Raw genomic sequence first — 17,702 nt, 5'->3', positions numbered from 1 at the left:
GACGCGACAGGCTGACGGACGGGAGGCGCGGTGCCGGCCGGCACCGCGCCTCCCGTCCGTCACGACTCACGCCGCTGCGGACAGGACCTCGCGTTCCAGACGCTGGTAGCTCGTCTCCATGCCGTCCGTCATGCCGGTCGCGAGGATCATGTCCCGCTGCTCCCGGTCGGGGTAGGTGATGCGGAGCGTCATGAGCGTGACGCCCTCGGCCTCGTCGAACTGCAGGTCGTTGACGTTGGCCGGGAACGGCGCACCGGTCATCCGTTCGGTCGTGACCATGCGGCGTTCCGGCTCGATGACGAGGTTCTCGCCCTCGAACCCGAACGCCTCGCCCTCGGTGTCCCCGACGGGCGCCCAGGCCTGCCGGAACGAGCCGCCGACGACCAGGTCGTTCTCGCACACCGTCATCTCCCACCCGTCCGGGCCGAGCAGCCATCGGCGCATCAGCTCCGGCTCCGTGTGCGCACGCCAGAGCAGGCGCCGCGGCGCCGCGAACGCGCGGGTGATGACCACGTGGGTGTCGTCCACGATCTCGGTGACCGTGCCCCGGCCGAGGGCGTACTCGCGGAGGTCGGCCAGCACCGTGTCGAGCTGCCCGAACGCCTGCTCGTAGCCGTCGAGCATGCCCATCTCGAGCATGGCGTCGAGGTCGGCGGAGGACGCGAACGACGTCAGCACCGTCACCCGTGACCCGCTGTCGACGGTGTCGAACGACAGCACGGTCTCGCTCGCGGGCAGCGAGTCGTCGACCGTGCCCTCGGCGTCGGAGAACAGGTCGCGGAAGGCGATCCGGCGGGGCTCGTCGACCTCGGAAACCTGCCAGAGTGCGTGGAACCGTTCGTTCTCGGGCGAGGTCATCCGGTAGTGGGCGACGCCGCCGGGACGGAGGTCGAACGACGTGAACGTCGCGGGGAACCCGGGCGGGCCCCAGAAGCGTTCGAGCTGCCGGGGATCCGCGAACGCTGCCCAGAGGCGTTCGACGGGGACGGGGAACTCGGCCACGAGGGTCATGGTGAGCTCCTCGGGGTCGGTGTGGACGGACGTGGTCGGCATCAGTGGCTCCCTTGCGTTCGGTCGTCGCCGCGCGGCGCGCGGTCTGCTCCCAGCAGTGCGTCGAGCCGGTCGATCCGGCCGCGCCAGAGGTCCGCGTAGCCGTCGAGCAGCCCACGGACGCGATCGATCTGTCCCGGCTCGGCGCGCACGATGCGGGTGCGGCCCCGGGGTTCCTTGGTCACGAGTCCTGCTCCTTCGAGGACGGCGACGTGCTTCTGGACGGCGGCGAACGACATCGCGTAGGCGTCCGCGAGCGCGCTCACGGACGCCTCGCCGACCAGGGTGCGACGGACGATGTCGCGTCTGGTCGCATCGGCCAGGGCGTGGAAGACCCGGTCGACCTCGGCATCGCTCAGTTCGGTTCGTGCAACCATTTGGTTGTACGTTACGACGGTCCTGCCCGCCGCACAACCCCCGCGGTGTACAAGGACGCATGGGTCAGCTCATCTACGACGGAGAGCCGCTCGACCTCCGGATCGACGACCGAGCGCTCACACACCTGCAGATCGTCATCGTGAACATGCTCCGGCGGGAGCACCGATTCGCGTTCTCGTGGAAGGACGACGCCGTCCACGGCAACGGGCGCAGCACCATCTGGATGCACCCGAACGTGAGCCTGCACTTCAAGTTCTCCGGCAGCCGGGTGCCCCGGATCAACCGCAGCTGGCTCGAGGACCTCTACGCCGCAGCCACCTCGGGCTCCGGTCTCGTGCTCACCCCGGAGCCGTCGGACACGAGCACGGCGGACGACTCGGCGTGGTCCCGTGCGGTGGTGCCCGGCGACGCGGACGACGACTCCGGCACCGACGACGCCGGGTAGCACACTGTCCGTGAACGGTCAACGGGTCGCGCACGTCCGTGCAGTCTGAGTACGGTGGGCGTACCGCGCGAGTGATCGACTCCGGCCCAGGGAGCCGGTGACGGTGGCTCCGCGGTCGGAGGGGGGAACCACGCGACGCGCGAGGAGTCCCGGATCAGGGGCCTCCCGGCCCACAGCGCCCCCTCGCCGTCGCCCCGGTCGTGGATTCGGGTTCCGCACCGGGGCGACGGGCGTGGCACCGGCCGCGCGCGCCGCTCAGTACACGTCGCGGACGTAGCGCTTGCCGCGCCGCATGTCGGCGAGGTACGCCTGCGCGTCGTCCTCGCCCTTGCCCCGCTGGCTCGCGATGACGGCCAGGAGCGCCTGCTCGACGTCCTTCGCCATCCGTGAGGCGTCACCGCACACGTACAGGTGTCCGCCGTCCTCGAGCCACGAGTAGAGCTCCGGGGCACGTTCGAGCATCCGGGTCTGCACGTAGACCTTCTCGGCCTGGTCGCGCGAGAACGCCAGGTCGAGGCGGTCCAGCACGCCCTGCTCCTGCAGCTCGGTGAGTTCGTCCTCGTAGACGAAGTCGGTGTCGCGGTGCTGGTCGCCGAAGAACAGCCAGTTCCGGCCCGTCGCCCCGGAGACCGCACGCTCGTGCAGGAACCCGCGGAACGGTGCGATGCCGGTCCCCGGGCCGACCATGATCATCGGCGCGGACGGGTCGGCGGGGACCCCGAACGACGCGTTCGGCTGCAGGTAGACGTCCACGGTGCCGTCGGGGGCGACCCGGTCGGCGAGGAACGTCGACGCGACGCCGGCGTACATGCGGTGCGGGTCCCCGTACCGGACGGACGCGATCGTCAGGTGGATGCGGTCCGGGTGCGCGAGCGGGCTCGACGAGATCGAGTACTGGCGCGCCTGCAGCGGTCGGAGGTTCGGCAGGAGTTCGTCGAGTCCGGGTGCCGCGGGTCCGGCGTCGCGGAGCAGGTCGAGTACGTCGCGACCCCACAGCCAGCGGTCGAGCTCGTGCTTGTCACCGTGCGAGACGACGGCGGCGAGCTCCGACGACGGTGCGCGCTGGACGAGGTCCGCGATGAGGTCCTTCGAGGGCGTCCGGATCTCACGGTCGGTCCGCAGTACCTCGGTGACCGGGCGGCCGTCGAGCGTCTCGGAGCCGTTCGCGCCGACCTGCTCGAGCAGCTCGCCGACGAACACCTCGTCGTTGACCGGCACGACCGCGAGCGCGTCGCCCGCCGAGTACTCGATCCCGGAGTCGCCGAGGTCGAACTCGTAGTGCCGGATCTCCTTCGCGCTGCGCGGCGAGGAGAGCAGCCGGTTCTCGACCAGCGTCGACGGGTACGGGTTGCGCTTGTTCCACTGGGCACCGGGCCTGGAGGCACGGCTCGCGCCCGCCCCGCCGGCCGCGGTCGTCGCACCGGTCGCCGCCACCGCCGTGGCCGCGCCGGGCTGCACGCCCGCCTCCGCCGCCAGACGGTCGAGCACCGCAGCCGTCCAGAGCGCGGCCGGGTCCTCGTAGTCAACGTCGCAGTCGACGCGGTCGTGGATGCGGGTGGCGCCGAGCTGCTCGAACCGGGTGTCGAGGAGCTTGCCGGCCTGGCAGAACTCGTCGTAGCTCGTGTCGCCGAGCCCGAGGACGGCGTACTGCAGTCCCTCGAGCCGCGGCACGGTGGTCGCCTGGATCGCGTCCCAGAACAGTCCGGCGTTGTCGGGCATCTCGCCCTCGCCGTACGTCGAGGTGACCACGAGCACGTGCGACATCCCGGCGAGTTGCTCCGGCGTGACGGCGTCGAGCGCGGTGGCACGACCGCCGAGCCCGCGGGCCTTCGCGCCGGAGACCAGCTCGTCGGCGAGGAACTCCGCGTTGCCGGTCTGCGTGCCGAACAGCACGTCGATCGTCGTCGTCGGGGTGCCGCCGGAGGCCCGCTTGCCCGCGGCGGCGATGCCGGCGATGAACCCGGCGAGCCAGGACTCCTGGGCCTGCGAGAACGGTGCGTCGACCGGGATCAGCGATCCGGTCGGGGGGAGCAGGCTCACGCGGACACCGCCTCGGTCGGCGCCTGCGGTGCACGGCGGGCGATGTCCTCGAGCGCTGCGTTCGCGAGCAGCTCGTCGAAGCGGGCCTCGCGGACGCGGCCGTCGTTCTTGGCGTTCTGGTGCATGATCCACCCGGTGGTGCCCGGCGCGTCCATGCTGCGGTTGTTCCGCTGCGTGAGCGCGCGCTTGTAGTCGTCGAGGCGCTTGATCGCGATGAGGGTCGCGAGCTCGTCGTCCGCGAAGCGGTCCAGCGTGCCGCGCAGGTACTTCACGACGCGCTGCTTCACGAAGAAGTCCTCGGTGAGGATGAGGTTCTTGACCGCCTCGGTCACCCGGGGGTCGTTCGGGCCGGCCGCGCCGGGGACCCGCTCGAGCGCGAGGTCCTGGGCGACGCCGAGCACCGTGTACGAGGACAGGAGCGAGAACATGTCGTCGCCCTGGTCGCCGAGCGACGGGGCACGGCCGCCGAGGACGGCGCGCTGGTCGCGGTAGTCGACCTTGAACGCGCGGAGCTTGTCCGTCGCGATCGAGGTCGCCAGCTCGTCGAGCAGTTCGTTCCGGCTCGCCGCGGCCAGGATCTCGCCGGCGTCCTGGGTGAGCAGGAGCGCCCGGGGCATGCCGACGAAGACGTGCTGGCGGGTGGTCTCCCACTCGGCGAGCAGACGCTCGGCCAGCGCCGAGCCCGTCGCCTCGAGGTGCCACTCGAGCAGCAGGCGCGCCGCTGCCTCGTGGAAGGCCCCGCGCTCGGTGTCGGTGACCGGGAACACGAGGAGCGAGTCGGTGCTCGCGCGCTCGGTGACCTCGCCGGAGGGGTCGTACTGGTACAGGAACCCGCCGGACATGCCGTTGCCGAGGCCCTTGCCGAAGGTGCCGAGGTTGAACACGGCACCGCCCGTCATGTACTCGCAGCCGAAGTCCCCGACGCCCTCGACCACGGCCGTCGCGCCGGAGTTGCGCACGGCGAACCGGTCGCCGGCCTCGCCCTCGACGAAGGTGCGGCCGCCGGTCGCCCCGAACAGCGCGAAGTTGCCGACGAGGACGTTGCCGCCCTGTCCGGCACTGCCACCACCGGGGGCGCGGACGATGATCCGGCCGCCGCTCTGGCTCTTGCCGACGCCGTCGTTCGCGGTGCCGGTGTGCTCGAGCACGATGCCGTCGTTGTTGAACACGCCGTACGACTGCCCGGCCGACCCGAGCGTGCGGATCGTGACCGCGCCGTCGACGAGTCGGCGGCGTCCGCGGTCGTCCGTGGTGATCGCCGGGAGCCCGGACAGGTCGGAGCCGCGCAGCTCGTGGTTGAGCAGGCGCTCCACGTCGATGCCGAGCTGGCCGCCGACGGACTTGTCGCTGTTGCCGAGCAGCACGCCGTGCACGAGCACGTGCGCCTGCTCGTGGTCGACCAGGGCCGTGCGGACCCGCTCGAGCAGCGCGTCGTCGGTGTGGAAGTCCTTCTCGAGGTACTCCGGGTCCTCGACGAGCTTCTCGGGGACCTGCGCGAGGAGCGCCCGGACGTCGAGGCGCCCGACGCTCGCCGGGTGGTCGAGGAGCTGCAGCAGGTCGGTGCGACCGCGGGCCTCGCGCAGGGAGCGCAGGCCGAGGCGGGCGAGGATCTGCCGCACGTCGTGGGCGATGTTGAGCAGGTACTGCGCGAGCGCGCGGGGGTCGCCCTCGAACGCCTCGGCGTTCGTGGTGAGACCAGCCGGGCACTTCACGTTGCAGTTCTTCGCCATCACGCAGCCGAGCATCATGAGCGCGGTCGTGCCGAACTCGAAGCTGTCGCCGCCGAGCAGCGCGCTCGTGACCACGTCGGAACCGGTTTGGTGCGCGCCCGAGCAGCGGAGCGTGACCTTCTGGCGGAGGCCGTTCGCGACGAGCGCCTGGTGGACCTCGGCGACGCCGATCTCCGCCGAGCGGCCGGCGTACTTCAGGCTCGTGACGGCCGCAGCGCCCGTGCCACCGGTGTTGCCCGCGACGTTGATGACGTCCGCGCCGGCCTTGGCGACGCCGACCGCGATGGTGCCGATGCCCTCGGAGGACACGAGCTTCACGATCACCCGGACACGGGCGGCCTTGCAGTCGTGGATGAGCTGCGCGAGGTCCTCGATCGAGTACGTGTCGTGGTGCGGCGGCGGCGAGATGAGCTCGACGCCGGGGGTGCCACCACGGGCCGCGGCGATGTCCACCGTGACCTTCGGCGCGGGCAGCTGGCCGCCCTCGCCCGGCTTCGCGCCCTGGCCGATCTTGATCTCGAGCTCCTCGAGCATCGGGTCGGCGAGGTAGCCCGCCCAGATGCCGAACCGTCCCGAGGCGAACTGCTTGATGCGCGAGCCGCGGATCGTGCCGTAGCGGGAGTGGTGCTCGCCGCCCTCACCGCTGTTCGACATGCCGCCGACCATGTTCGTGCCGTGCGCCACCGCCTCGTGCGCGGTGGCGACGAGCGCGCCGTGGCTCATCGCGCCGGACGCCAGGGTCCGGGTGATCTCGTGCGCCGGCTGGACCTCGTCGAGCGCGACGCTCGCCGGGGCGTGGTCGAGCAGTGCGAGCAGCTCGACGGCGGAGCCGGTGGCGCGGAGCGTCACCTGGGTGTCGTCGACGGAGTCGACGTCGACCTGGCCGGGGTGCAGCAGCGCGAGGCCGTCCGCGAGGGCCGCGTGGCGCAGTGCACCCGTGGTCCCCGTCGACGTGAGTTCGAGGCGGAAGCGAGCCGTGCCTCCTGGAAGGTCCCCGTCGTCGGCCGGACGCGAGCCGGAGAGCCCGCGCACCGTGACGCTCGCGTTGCCGGTGGTCGAGAAGCGGCCGAGCTCGCGGGCGAAGTCCTCTGCCGTGTCGATGCCGGTGACGTCCGCGGGCAGCGCGAGGACGTCGCGGAGGGCCGCGGGACGGCGCGACCGCTCGTCGTGCGTCGTCTGCAGGAACGTGACGTAGCCCGGGGTGATCCGGTGCGCGTCGATCTCGGCGTCGCTCAGCCGGTCGTAGCCCGTGTTGCGGTAGGCGGTGTCGGTGATGCCGAACGCGTCGTCGAGCTGGCCGAGCGTGAGGAGCCGCAGCGCCTCGGAGTCGCCGGAGCGCTCGAAGGCCGGACGCTCCTCGGTCATGCCGCCGAAGCCGCGCACGCTCGCGACGCCGAACGAGTGCCCGGCACCGTCCGAGCGCTCCTTGAAGAGGCCGAGCATGGGCACCTGGCCCTCGGACTCGACCGTGCGGGCGCGCTCGTGCCAGTCCGTCGCCGCCTGGGCGATGCGGGCGAACCCGACGCCGCCGACCGGGGCCTGCATGTGCGGGAAGACCCGGGCGAGCAGGTCGTCGCGGGTGTCGAGGTAGTTCGGCTCGAAGAACTCGCCGCCGATGTAGCTCTCGGCCGTGCAGAGCCCGACGCGGCCCATCGTCTTCGCGAGGGCCTTCTCGGCCGCCTTCCGGAAGCGCTTGAGGGCGAGGTCGGTCGCGGTCAGTTCGCCGGCCGGGGCGGGCGCTGCGGGGTACTTCTCCTCCGCACGGAGACGTGCGGAGAGGCTGTACACCGCTGCGGCGCCGAAGCCGAGCGCCGTCGCCACGTGGTGTGACGATGGCAGCTGACCGGACTCGGCGACGACGGAGATCCGCAGCCGCAGGCCGGTCTCGATGAGCCGTTGGTTGACGGCGGCCACGGCGAGGATGACGGGGAGGGGCGCGTGCGTCGACGACACGTTGCGGTCGGTGAGCACGGCGATGCCGCCGGTGCGCTCGGCGAAGGCGGCGACGGCGTCGGCGAGGTGCTCGGTCGCGGTGCGGACCGCGTCGGCGTTCGCCTGCTCGTCGCCGAGCACCGGCACGTAGAGCATGTCGAAGCGCTCGAGCGGCACGATGTCCTGCTCGCGCAGCCGCACCATGTCGAGGTGCCCGAGGATCGGGGACTCCACGACGAGCTGCCGCGTCGCCGAACCCGTCCCGTCGGGCTTCGCGCCGAGGGCGACGCGCATCGACATGCCGTCGGCCTCGCGGATCGAGTCGAGCGGCGGGTTCGTCACCTGGGCGAAGCGCTGCGAGAAGTACTTCGCCATGCCGCCCTCGGTGTCGCTCAGGGCGTTGATGGCGTTGCCGTAGCCCATCGCCGAGATCCGCTCCGAGCCGTTCTGCAGCATCGGGTCGAGCATGAACCGGAAGCTCTCCTGGTTCAGCGAGTACGCCACGTAGCGGCCCGCGAGCGACAGGTCGCCCTCGTAGCCGAGCGTGGTCGTGGTGCGCTGGTACTCCGGCGCCGGGACGTCGTCCAGGTTGACGCGGGCGGCGTCGAGGAGCGTGCCGTACGGCTTCCGCGCGGCGAGCATCTCGAGCACCTCGCGCGTGCGCATGAGCGTGCCGGTGCGGTGGTCGACGACGAGCATGCCGCCCGCCTCGATGCGGCCGCGGTGCACGACGTCCTCCGGCTCGAACTCGACCTGACCGGCCTCGGACGACACCATCAGGTACTCGGCGGTCTGCACCGAGCGCAGCGGGCGCAGGCCCAGTCGGTCGAGCCGGGCGCCGACCACGTCGCCGTCGCTGAAGATCACGGCGGCCGGGCCGTCGTTCTTCTCCTCGTAGAGCGAGAAGAACTCGAGCATGTCCCGCACCGCCGGGGTCAGGGTGCGGTCGTTCTCCCACGCCGGGGGCATGAGCGAGACCACGGCCTCGACGATCTCGAGGCCGTCGTCGAACACCCGGCTCTGCAGGGTCTGGTCGAGGCGGCTCGAGTCGGACTGGCCGGGCGGGCGGACGATGCTGCGGGTGCGTGCACGGGCGAGGGCCTCGTCGGACAGCCGGTTCTTCCGGTCGGTGTTCAGCTCGCCGTTGTGCGCCATCAGGCGGAACGGCTGCGCCATCGTCGGGTGCGGCTCGGTGTTCGTCGAGAACCGGGTGTGGAAGTAGAGCGTCCGGACCGAGTGGCGTGGGTCGCGCAGGTCGGTGAAGTACCCGATGACCTCGCCGGAGTTCAGCCGCCCCTTGAGGATCTGGGTCCGGGCGCCGAGCGACAGCGGGTACAGGGCGGCGTGCTCGGCGCGGTCGGCGGCGGCCTGGCCGTACGACACCGCCTCGATCGCGAGGAGGGCGCGGTTGGCGGCGGCGTCGACCTCGGCGCGGGTCCACGCCTCGGGGGCACGGAAGACCCACTGCACGATCGGCAGCTGGTACTGCTCGGCCTCGGGACGGGCGACGGAGTGGTCCACCGGGACGTCGCGGACGAGCAGGAGCTCGAAGCCCTGCTGCTCGATGGCGTCCGTGACGGTCTGCTGCGCGCGGGCGCGCTCGGCGTCCGCAGTCGGGCCTGCGCCGCTCGGCACGAAGCAGTTCGCGACGCCGAAGTGGCCCGCGCGGAGCTCCTCGCCGGTGATCGCGCTGAAGAACTCCACCGACAGGTCGATGCTCACGCCCGCGCCGTCACCGACACCCTCGGCGGACTTGCCGCCGCGGTGGGGGATGGCGCACAGCGCTTCGTCGCCCTTGCGGATGACGTCGTGGCTCGGCGTCCCGTCGAGTCGGGTGATGAAACCGACGCCGCAGTCGCTCGATTCGCGGGCAGGGTCGTAGAGACCGAAGGAGGAGGGGTTCACGTGTGCAGGTCCAGTGGGGCGTTGCCGGCAGCGGACGGCCAGGCTGCATCAGTGGAGCGCTCGCCGCGGGCAGACCGATGGTGGCAGTCGGGCCCTGTGGGGTTGTGGTGCGGTGAGGCGATGCTACGGCGCGGTATACCGCCCGCGCAACACCGCGGGGCCGGGGTGCGCGGCGCGGGCGCGGCGGGGGTGTGCGGCGCGGGTGCGGCCGGGGTGCGGCGCGGCGTGCGGCGCGGTTCGCTTGCGCACAACGAAAGTCACTCCGCGCCGCGGATCCCCGTGGTGCGGAGTGACTTCCGTTGTGCGAGCGCGCGGCCCGGCCGCCGGCCGCGCGGCGGCCGCGGGCCGGCCGGGCGGCCGCGCCGCCGTGCCGCCGGCCGGCGGCGTCAGGCGGCGTGGCGCTCGTCGACCGCGATCGGCTCGGTCGCCGCCGTGCTCGCGTCCGCCGCCGGGGTCGTGCCCGGGCGGATGAGCTCCGGACGACGCCGCGACCGGAACACCCACGCCTTGAACAGGACGAAGCGGACCAGCGTCGCCACGAGGTTCGCGGCCGTGAGCACCACGATCTCCGCACCGTGCGACGATCCCGGTGCCGCCGAGTGCAGGATCACCAGCGACCCGGACGTGATCGCCCACGCGATCCCGAACACCACCAGCCCCTGCACGTGGTGCCGCCCTGCGCCGGCACGTCCCCGCACCCCGAACGTGAAGCGTCGGTTGAGTGCCGTGTTGCCGATCGCGGTGACCAGGAGCGCCAGGAAGTCTGCGGTCTGGGCACCGATCGCCGGGCGGAACAGGGCGTAGAGCACGGCGAACGCGATCGTCGACAGCACGCCGATCGCCCCGAAGCGCAGCACCTGCCCGACGATCCCGACGTGCGGCGGCGTGAACGGACGGCGGCCGATGGCGTCGTACACCGCACCGATCGCCACCCGTCCGGTCGCGAGCCCGCGGGAGACCCGCCACATCCCCTTGAGGTCCTCGGTCGCGGTCGAGGCGATGTGCACCGACGAGTTCACGTCGTCCACCCAGTCGACCGGGACCTCGTGGATCCGCAGTCCGGCGTGCTCGGCCAGCACGAGCAGCTCGGTGTCGAAGAACCACGCGTCGTCCTCGCAGAGGGGCAGGACGTGTTCCGCGGCCTGCCGGGTGATCGCCTTGAAGCCGCACTGCGCGTCCGAGAAGGACACCCCCATCGTGGTGCGGAGCAGCAGGTTGTACGAGCGGGAGATGAACTCGCGCTTCCCGCCGCGCACCACACGTGACGAGCCCGCCAACCGGGTGCCGATCGCCACGTCCGAGTGCCCGGACAGCAGCGGGGCGACCAGGGGTTCGAGCGCGGCGAGGTCGGTGGAGAGGTCCTCGTCGACGTAGACCAGCACGGTGGCCGGCGACGCTGCCCAGACGGCCTTGAGCGCACGGCCCCGGCCCTTCTCGGGCAGGTGCACCGCGTGCACGTCCGGCAGCATCGCGGCGAGGTCGTCGGCGATGCGTGCGGTGTCGTCGGTCGAGGCGTTGTCCGCGATCGTGATGCGCCAGGTGTTCCGGAGCGACGTCCGGCAGAAGGTGTGCAAGCGGCGGACGTGGGCGGCGAGCGTGTCCTGCTCGTTGTAGCAGGGGACGACGATGTCGATGTCGAGGGTGTGGTTCGTCTCCGTCATACCGCACATGCTCGGGACCGGGCATACGGGGACCGCAGCAGCCCGCTGTGTCGCGTCTAAGAACGCGCGGGCGGCCACCGCGCAGTCCGACGACGACTGCGCACGGTGGACCACGAGCAGTCGTCGTCAGAGCGCGCACCCGTGGCCGGGCAGCACGGAGCGGACAGCGCGCACCGCGGCAGGGCAGCGCGGAGCGGACAGCGCGCAGCGGGTCAGCGCGCGAACAGCACCTGCACGACCGCGATGACCACGAGCACCGCGATGGGGACGCCCGCGATCCAGACCCCGGCGCGCACCTGTGTCCGCCGGATCGTGGCCGGCGCGTGCGACGTCCGGGCGAACTCGGTCGCCGCGACGAGCTCCGGGGCCGCGGCCGGCGGCGCGGGCTCGGGCTGGGGCCGGTCGTCCTCGAACGCGGGCACCTCGACCACGAGGTCGTCGGCGCGCGGCCGCTCCGGCAGTCGTGCGAAGTCGTTCGGCATGCGGGCCCCCGTCCGTTCCCGTCCAGTGTGCCACGGCACCGACAGCACCGACGGCTTCCGCGCCGGCCGCGCACCCATCGGCAGCCGAGCTGCCGGCCGCGCACCCACCGGCGGCCGAGCTGCGGGTCAGCCCTCGACGGTGAGCGCTCCCGACTGCAGGACGACCCGCCCGTCCTTCGGCAGCCACACCTGGAGTCCGCCGACCTCGGCGACCGAGAACCGCGACCGCTCGGAGTCGAACAGCTGCGTCACGGCCCCGGACGGCGGGAAGCGTCGGTCGTTCCCGACCACGATCGCGACGTACGGCCCCTGGTCGGCCCGGGTGGTGCCGCGCTCGGCGACGTACGGCACGAAGAGCCCCGGGGTCGCCGACACGAACAGGATCTTGCCGTCCGGCACGTGCTGTTCCTCGAGGTAGTCCCCGAGCAGCGCGATGCCCGTCGGGTGCTGGCGCGCGATGTCCTGGCTGAGCCGGACGGACGGCACGACGAGCGAGACGACCAGCACGAGCGACAGCGCCGTCGCGACCGGGGCCGCCCCCCGCACCGGCACACGCGGCAGTCGCGCCAGCCCGATCGCGGCCAGGACGAGCAGGAACGGCATCCACGCCGAGTAGTACGTGGGCAGCGCGATCTTCGCGACGACCACGTAGAAGCCCACGAGCAGCGCCAGGGCGATGCCGACGTACGCGACGAGCCGGTCGGCCCGGATCGCCAGCGCCGCGACGACCCCGACCGCGAGGACGACGAGCAGCAGCACCCCCGTGCCGGCCTCCATGAAGTGCAGGTTCGCCCACCACGGGGCGAACCGGTAGACGGTGCCGCCGATGGTGATCGGGTGGCCGGTGGTGTTCTGCCCCTCCTGGAACTCGATCATGTACCGGATCGCGGACCGGATCCCCATCGGCACGTACGACACGACGAACACCAGCCCGAACGCGGCCGCCCACATCGCGCCGCCGACGAGCAGTCGACGCCAGGCCCGGAACAGCACGGGCAGCAGCAGGAACACCGGCAGCAGCACCACGGTGGAGACCTTCGACGTCACCGACAGGGCCATCAGCGCACCGGACACGGGCGCGAGCCACCACCGGTCGCCGCGCATCCACACCCACGCCGTGGCCACTGCGAGCACGGCGAACGCGGTCATCACCGGGTCGAGCAGTGCCAGACGGTCGACGCGCGGACCGGCACCACCGCGCGGCGTCAGCCACCAGAGGGCGGCGGCGAGCAGGGCGCCCCAGTAGCCGATCTCGCGCCGCAACCACCAGTACAGCGCGCCGCCGACGCCGAAGGTGAGCAGGGCGACGAGCACCCGCGGACCGATCGGCCCCTGCCCGGCGACGAGCTGCGCGAGACCGAACAGGTACTTCGCGGTCGGGGGGTGCTCGCGGTTGAACGAGAAGTCGCCGTGCACGTACTGCCAACCCGCGCGGAGGTAGATGTCCTCGTCGCCGGTGATGTTGGGCCCGCCGATGTTCCAGAAGCACTGGTAGAGGGCCCAGAGCAGGACCACGGCCGCCACTCCTGCCCGGATGCGGAGGTCACCGGTGAGTGCGGACAGTCGTGAGGGCACCGTCCGAACCTAGTTGCTCGGCCGCTCCCGAGCGAACCAGCCCGGTCAGCCGGCGTCCGGTGTCCGACCCGGCAGATCGACCGTGAACGCCGTCCGCCCCGGCTCCGAGGCGACCCGGACGAGCCCGTCGTGCGCGGTCACGACGGCCCGGACGATCGCCAGCCCGAGGCCGCTCGTGCCGTGCTCGCGGGACCGGGACGCCTCGCCACGGGTGAACCGGTCGAACAGCGTCGGGAGCACCTCGGCGGGGATGACCGGTCCGTCGTTCGTGACCACGAGACGCACGACGTCGCCGGTCCGCTGCAGGGAGACCACCACGGACGTGCCCTCCGGCGTGTGCGTCCGCGCGTTCGCCACCAGATTCGTCACGACCCGCCGCAGCTGCGTCGTGTCTCCGGACACCACGAGCGGGTGGTCGTCCAGCACCTGCAGCGTCCACCGGTGCCCGGGTGCGGTCGCGCGCGCGTCCATCGTCGCCTCGACGACGATCGACGTCAGGTCGACCGGCTCGCGCGCCGGTGCCGGGCCGGACGCCAGGGCGACGGCGTCGAGCCGTGCGAGCAGGAGCAGCTCCTCCACGAGGTCGCCCATCCGCACCGCCTCGCGCCCGATCCGGTCGACGTTGCGGCGCACCGCGTCGGGGTCGTCCGACGACGCCGAGAGCTCGGCGTACGCCCGCACGGTCGCGATCGGGGTCCGCAGCTCGTGCGACGCGTCGGCGACGAACGTCCGCATGCCCGTCTCGGCCTCGCGTCGGACCGTGAGCGCCCGGGCGACGTGTCCGAGGAGGCGGTTGAGCGCGGTGCCGACCTGCTCGACCTCGCGGTTCGCCGCGAGGTCCCCGGCCGAGACCCGCACCGGGATGTCCGTGTCGCCGCGCTCCAGGTCGAGCTCGGTGACGTCGGACGCCACGGCCGCCACCCGTTCGAGCGGGCGGAGCGATCGCCGGACGAGCAGGGTCAGCGCCCAGGCCGCGACGAGCAGCCCGACGACCGTCACGACACCGATGACGAGCAGGAGGCGGGCGATGGCGGCGTCGAGGTCGCCGAGCGGCAGCGCGGTCACGAAGACGTCGCCGTCGTCGCCGACGGCCTGGGCCCGGTAGGTGCCGAGCTTCCCCAGGTCGACCGTCACGGGGTCGCCGTCGCTGGCGATGCGCGACAGGGTCGCCTCCTGCGCCGACGACAGCCCGTGCTGCCGACCGCTGCTGTCCGTGTACCCGCCGAGGACGGTCGCGCCGTCGCGCCGGATCGCGACGACGGTGCCGGCGGACTGTCCGGGAGCGCCGATGAACGCGTTGTCCGGGTCCGAGCCGGAGTCGGTACCGGTCGACGGGGGCGGTGGCCGTTCGCCGTCCGGCCCGCCGACGGTCCGCTCGGCCGCGGTCGCGAGTTCCGCGTCGAGCCGGTCGACCAGGTACCCGCGGAACGCGACGACCGTCACCGCTCCGACGACGACGTTGGTCGCGACGAGCAGGAGCGCCACGGCTGCCACGATCCGCCACCGCAGCGACGGCACGCGCCGCCGACGGTCGGTTCCGTTCCGGGCCCGGGAGGCGCGGCTCGGCGTCCGCGGTCGGCTCACGTCGTCGGCCGGAGCACGTACCCAGCTCCGCGGACGGTCTGCAGCATCGGCTCCCGTCCGGCGTCGAGCTTCTTGCGCAGGTACGACACGTACATGTCCACGAGGTTCGACGACGTGCCGAAGTCCATCCCCCAGACGTTCGCCAGGAGTTGCTCCCGGGAGAGCACGCGGTTGGCGTTCCGCGCGAGGTGCCGCAGCAGCTCGTACTCGGTCGGGGTGAGGTCGATCGGTTCACCGGCGCGCGTGACCGTCCTGGCGTCCTCGTCGAGCCGGAGGTCGCCGACGCTCGTCCCGGCCGGACTCCCGACGGCCGCGACCCGGGGCGACGTCCGGGCCAGGATCCGCGCCCGGACGAGCAGCTCGTCGATGCCGAAGGGCTTGGTCAGGTAGTCGTCGCCGCCGCCCGTGAGTCCGGCGAGCCGGTCCTCGGGGGCGTCCCGCGCCGTGAGGAACAGCACCCGCACGTCGTCCCGGGCGTCCCGGAGGCGCTCGAGCACCTCGAACCCGTCGATGTCCGGCAGCATCACGTCGAGGACGACCACGTCGGGTCGGAAGTCCCGGGCGGCGAACAGCACATCGCGCCCGCGGTGCACGGACCGCACCTCCCAGCCGTCGCCCGTGAACGCGAGGGCGACCGCGTCCGCGAGGGCGTGCTCGTCGTCGACGACGAGGGCGCGGACGGGCGAGCCGTCGGTGCGCTGCAGCGGTTGCCCGGTCACGCCCGCGAGCCTATCCACCGCGCCCTCGTCGTCGATCACTTCGTGCTGCTCAGGTCGTAGACGGTCTGGCCGCCGACGGTCGTGGACTCGTAGTTCGCCGCGACCCACTCCTGGATGGCCGACGCCGTGGACGATCCGCCGCCCATCCCGCCGCCACCCGAGCCGGAGGACACGTAGTACCCGATGTCCCCGTCGGCGACGTACGCCTGGAACTCGGCGAGCGTCGGTGCCGGGTCGCTCGACCAGCCGCCGATCGCCATGACGGCGGTGTCGGTGTCGAGTTCGAGCTGTGCTGCCGACTGTGAGCCGTTCACCGCGGCCGCCCACTTCGCGTCGGACGCCTCGAGGAGCTTCTGCAACGCCGACGAGGTCGTCGACCCGCCACCGCCCATGCCGCTCGGGGCGCCGTCGGTCGATCCCTCGGCGGTGCCGTCGGTCGTCCCGGTCGAGCCCCCGGCGGTCCCGGAGGCGCCACCGGGCGCCGTCCCGTCGGCACCCTCCGGCGCCTCGCCGGTCATGCCCTCCGGCGGGGTCCCGCCGGGACCCTGCTGGGAGCCGCCGTCGGTGCTGGAGCCGCCAGTCTCGGAGTCGGAGGTCGATCCGCCGGGTCCACCCGCGCCTCCTGGCATGCCACCCGTGCCACCGCCGCCCATGCCGCCGGAGCTGCCGCCCGCCGGACCGACGCTCGGGATCGAGCCGGAGTGCGCGACGGTCGTCGTGGCGAGGGCGTAGGCCGTGGTGCCGCTGAGCCCGAACAGGGTGCCGGCGAGGACGCCGATCGTGACGAGCCTGCGGAGCGACGGCACACTGCCCATCACGACGAGCGCTGCCGACAGCAGGCCGCCGGCCAGCATCACCCAGCGGAGCCAGGGCAGCCACGTCGGGTTCTCGTTGAGCAGGCACCAGCCCCAGAAGGCCGTGACGCCGATCATGGCGGCGAGGCCGATGCGGCCGGTGAAGCGCTCGCGGGCGTGCCAGAGCAGCGCGCCGCCGGTGCCCACGAGTCCGGCGATCGCCGGGGCCAGCGCGACCGTGTAGTACGGGTGGATCGTGCCGGACATGTACGAGAAGACGAGTCCGGTGACGAGCAGCCAGCCGCCCCAGAGCACGAGTCCGGCGCGGGCCGGGTCGGCCAGGTGACGGCGGCCGACGACGACCAGGCCGACGACCAGCGCGATGAGTGCGGCGGGCAGGAGCCACGAGATCTCGAGGCCCATCTCGGACGAGAACAGCCGGTTCAGACCCGTCGACCCGCCGAACGAACCGCCCGCGGTGCCGCCGGTCATGCCGCCGCCTCCGCCGCCGTTGCCCGAGCCGCCGAAGATCCGACCGAGGCCGTTGTAGCCGAACACGAGGTCGAGCACGGTGTTGTTCGTCGAGCCGCCGATGTAGGGGCGGGACTCGGCGGGCCACAGCCACACGGCGACCACCCACCAGCCTGCGGCGACGACGAGGGACCCGGCGGCGACGAGCAGGCCGACGACGCGCCTGCCCCAGGTGGTGCGAGCGGCGAACAGGTACACGAGGCCGAACGCCGGCAGGACGAGCAGCCCCTGCAGCATCTTCGTCAGGAAGGCGAACCCGAGGGCGACCCCGGCGAGGGCGATCCACTTCCAGCTGCCCCTCGGGAGCGCCCGCACGGTGCAGTACGCGCCGGCGGTCATGAGGAGGACGAGCAGCGCGTCCGGGTTGTCGAACCGGAACATCAGCGCGGCGGCCGGGGTCGCCGCGACGACGAAGCCCGCGAGCAGCGCGCCGACGTTCGCCGTGGTGGCCCCGAGCCGGGCGAGCGTGCGGCGGACCGTGCCCCACACGAGCGCGACGGACCCGACGGCCATGAGGGCCTGGGGGAGCAGGAGGCTGAAGCTCGAGAAGCCGAACAGCCGGGCGGACAGCACCATCACCCACAGCGAGGCCGGGGGCTTGTCCACCGTGATGAAGTTCGACGAGTCGAGGGAGCCGAAGAAGAACGCCTCCCACGACTTCGTGCCGGCCTGCACGGCGGCGGCGTAGAAGCTGTTCGCGTACCCGGAGACGCTGAGGTCCCAGAGGTACACCACGGCGGTCACGGCGAGGAGCGCCCAGAACGCGGGCCGGAGCCAGCGGGCGTCCTCGCGCTCGCCGAGGAACAGGCGGGCGACGGGCTTGCGGCGCCGATCCCGCGCGTCGGTGCGCGCGGTCTCGCGTCGATCGGTCACGGG

At 72.6% G+C, this 17,702-nt stretch carries 11 protein-coding genes; 1 reads left to right on the top strand and 10 read right to left on the bottom strand.

All coding sequences use genetic code 11. The annotated features are described in order from the left end of the window. Positions 1-66 precede the first annotated feature (66 nt). Positions 67-1,053, bottom strand: coding sequence for an SRPBCC family protein (locus WFH25_RS14675; protein WP_336698324.1), 987 nt, complete (start codon positions 1,051-1,053; stop codon positions 67-69). Next, entirely contained in the window at positions 1,053-1,427 is a 375-nt protein-coding gene (locus WFH25_RS14670; protein WP_070418058.1) for an ArsR/SmtB family transcription factor, read from the bottom strand. The genes WFH25_RS14675 and WFH25_RS14670 overlap by 1 nt, the downstream gene beginning before the upstream one ends. A gap of 59 nt (positions 1,428-1,486) precedes the next feature. Between WFH25_RS14670 and WFH25_RS14665 the strand changes: the two genes are divergently transcribed. After that, the gene (locus tag WFH25_RS14665; protein ID WP_070418059.1) at positions 1,487-1,873 is read left to right on the top strand and encodes a DUF7882 family protein; all 387 of its coding nucleotides are present in this window, start codon (positions 1,487-1,489) and stop codon (positions 1,871-1,873) included. Between the two features lie 255 nt (positions 1,874-2,128). On the opposite strand, the gene WFH25_RS14660 is transcribed toward WFH25_RS14665, so the two are convergent. The 8 genes from WFH25_RS14660 to WFH25_RS14625 form a co-directional block, all read right to left on the bottom strand. Beyond that, the gene (locus WFH25_RS14660; RefSeq protein WP_336698323.1) at positions 2,129-3,913 is read right to left on the bottom strand and encodes a sulfite reductase subunit alpha; all 1,785 of its coding nucleotides are present in this window, start codon (positions 3,911-3,913) and stop codon (positions 2,129-2,131) included. After that, positions 3,910-9,480, bottom strand: coding sequence for a glutamate synthase-related protein (locus WFH25_RS14655; RefSeq protein ID WP_336698322.1), 5,571 nt, complete (start codon positions 9,478-9,480; stop codon positions 3,910-3,912). The genes WFH25_RS14660 and WFH25_RS14655 overlap by 4 nt, the downstream gene beginning before the upstream one ends. A gap of 386 nt (positions 9,481-9,866) precedes the next feature. Next, positions 9,867-11,150, bottom strand: coding sequence for a glycosyltransferase (locus WFH25_RS14650; RefSeq protein WP_442892425.1), 1,284 nt, complete (start codon positions 11,148-11,150; stop codon positions 9,867-9,869). Positions 11,151-11,353: 203 nt separating this feature from the next. After that, the gene (locus tag WFH25_RS14645; RefSeq protein WP_071302863.1) at positions 11,354-11,623 is read right to left on the bottom strand and encodes a hypothetical protein; all 270 of its coding nucleotides are present in this window, start codon (positions 11,621-11,623) and stop codon (positions 11,354-11,356) included. A 126-nt stretch (positions 11,624-11,749) separates the two neighbouring features. Next, positions 11,750-13,198, bottom strand: a complete 1,449-nt coding sequence (locus WFH25_RS14640; protein ID WP_336698320.1) for an ArnT family glycosyltransferase — start codon at positions 13,196-13,198, stop codon at positions 11,750-11,752. 45 nt (positions 13,199-13,243) lie between these two features. After that, positions 13,244-14,716 (bottom strand): sensor histidine kinase, encoded by a 1,473-nt coding sequence (locus tag WFH25_RS14635; protein ID WP_336698319.1) that lies wholly within the window; start codon positions 14,714-14,716, stop codon positions 13,244-13,246. A gap of 62 nt (positions 14,717-14,778) precedes the next feature. Further along, positions 14,779-15,501, bottom strand: a complete 723-nt coding sequence (locus tag WFH25_RS14630) for a response regulator transcription factor (protein ID WP_336698318.1) — start codon at positions 15,499-15,501, stop codon at positions 14,779-14,781. Positions 15,502-15,536: 35 nt separating this feature from the next. Beyond that, complete coding sequence (locus WFH25_RS14625; RefSeq protein WP_336698316.1) at positions 15,537-17,699, bottom strand: ArnT family glycosyltransferase; 2,163 nt, start codon at positions 17,697-17,699, stop codon at positions 15,537-15,539. Positions 17,700-17,702: the final 3 nt, after the last annotated feature.

The organism is Curtobacterium sp. USHLN213 (genome assembly GCF_037144815.1).
Taxonomy (GTDB): Bacteria; Actinomycetota; Actinomycetes; order Actinomycetales; family Microbacteriaceae; genus Curtobacterium.
Note: the sequence above shows the minus strand (reverse complement) of the source record. Positions and strands in the feature narration are given on the sequence as shown.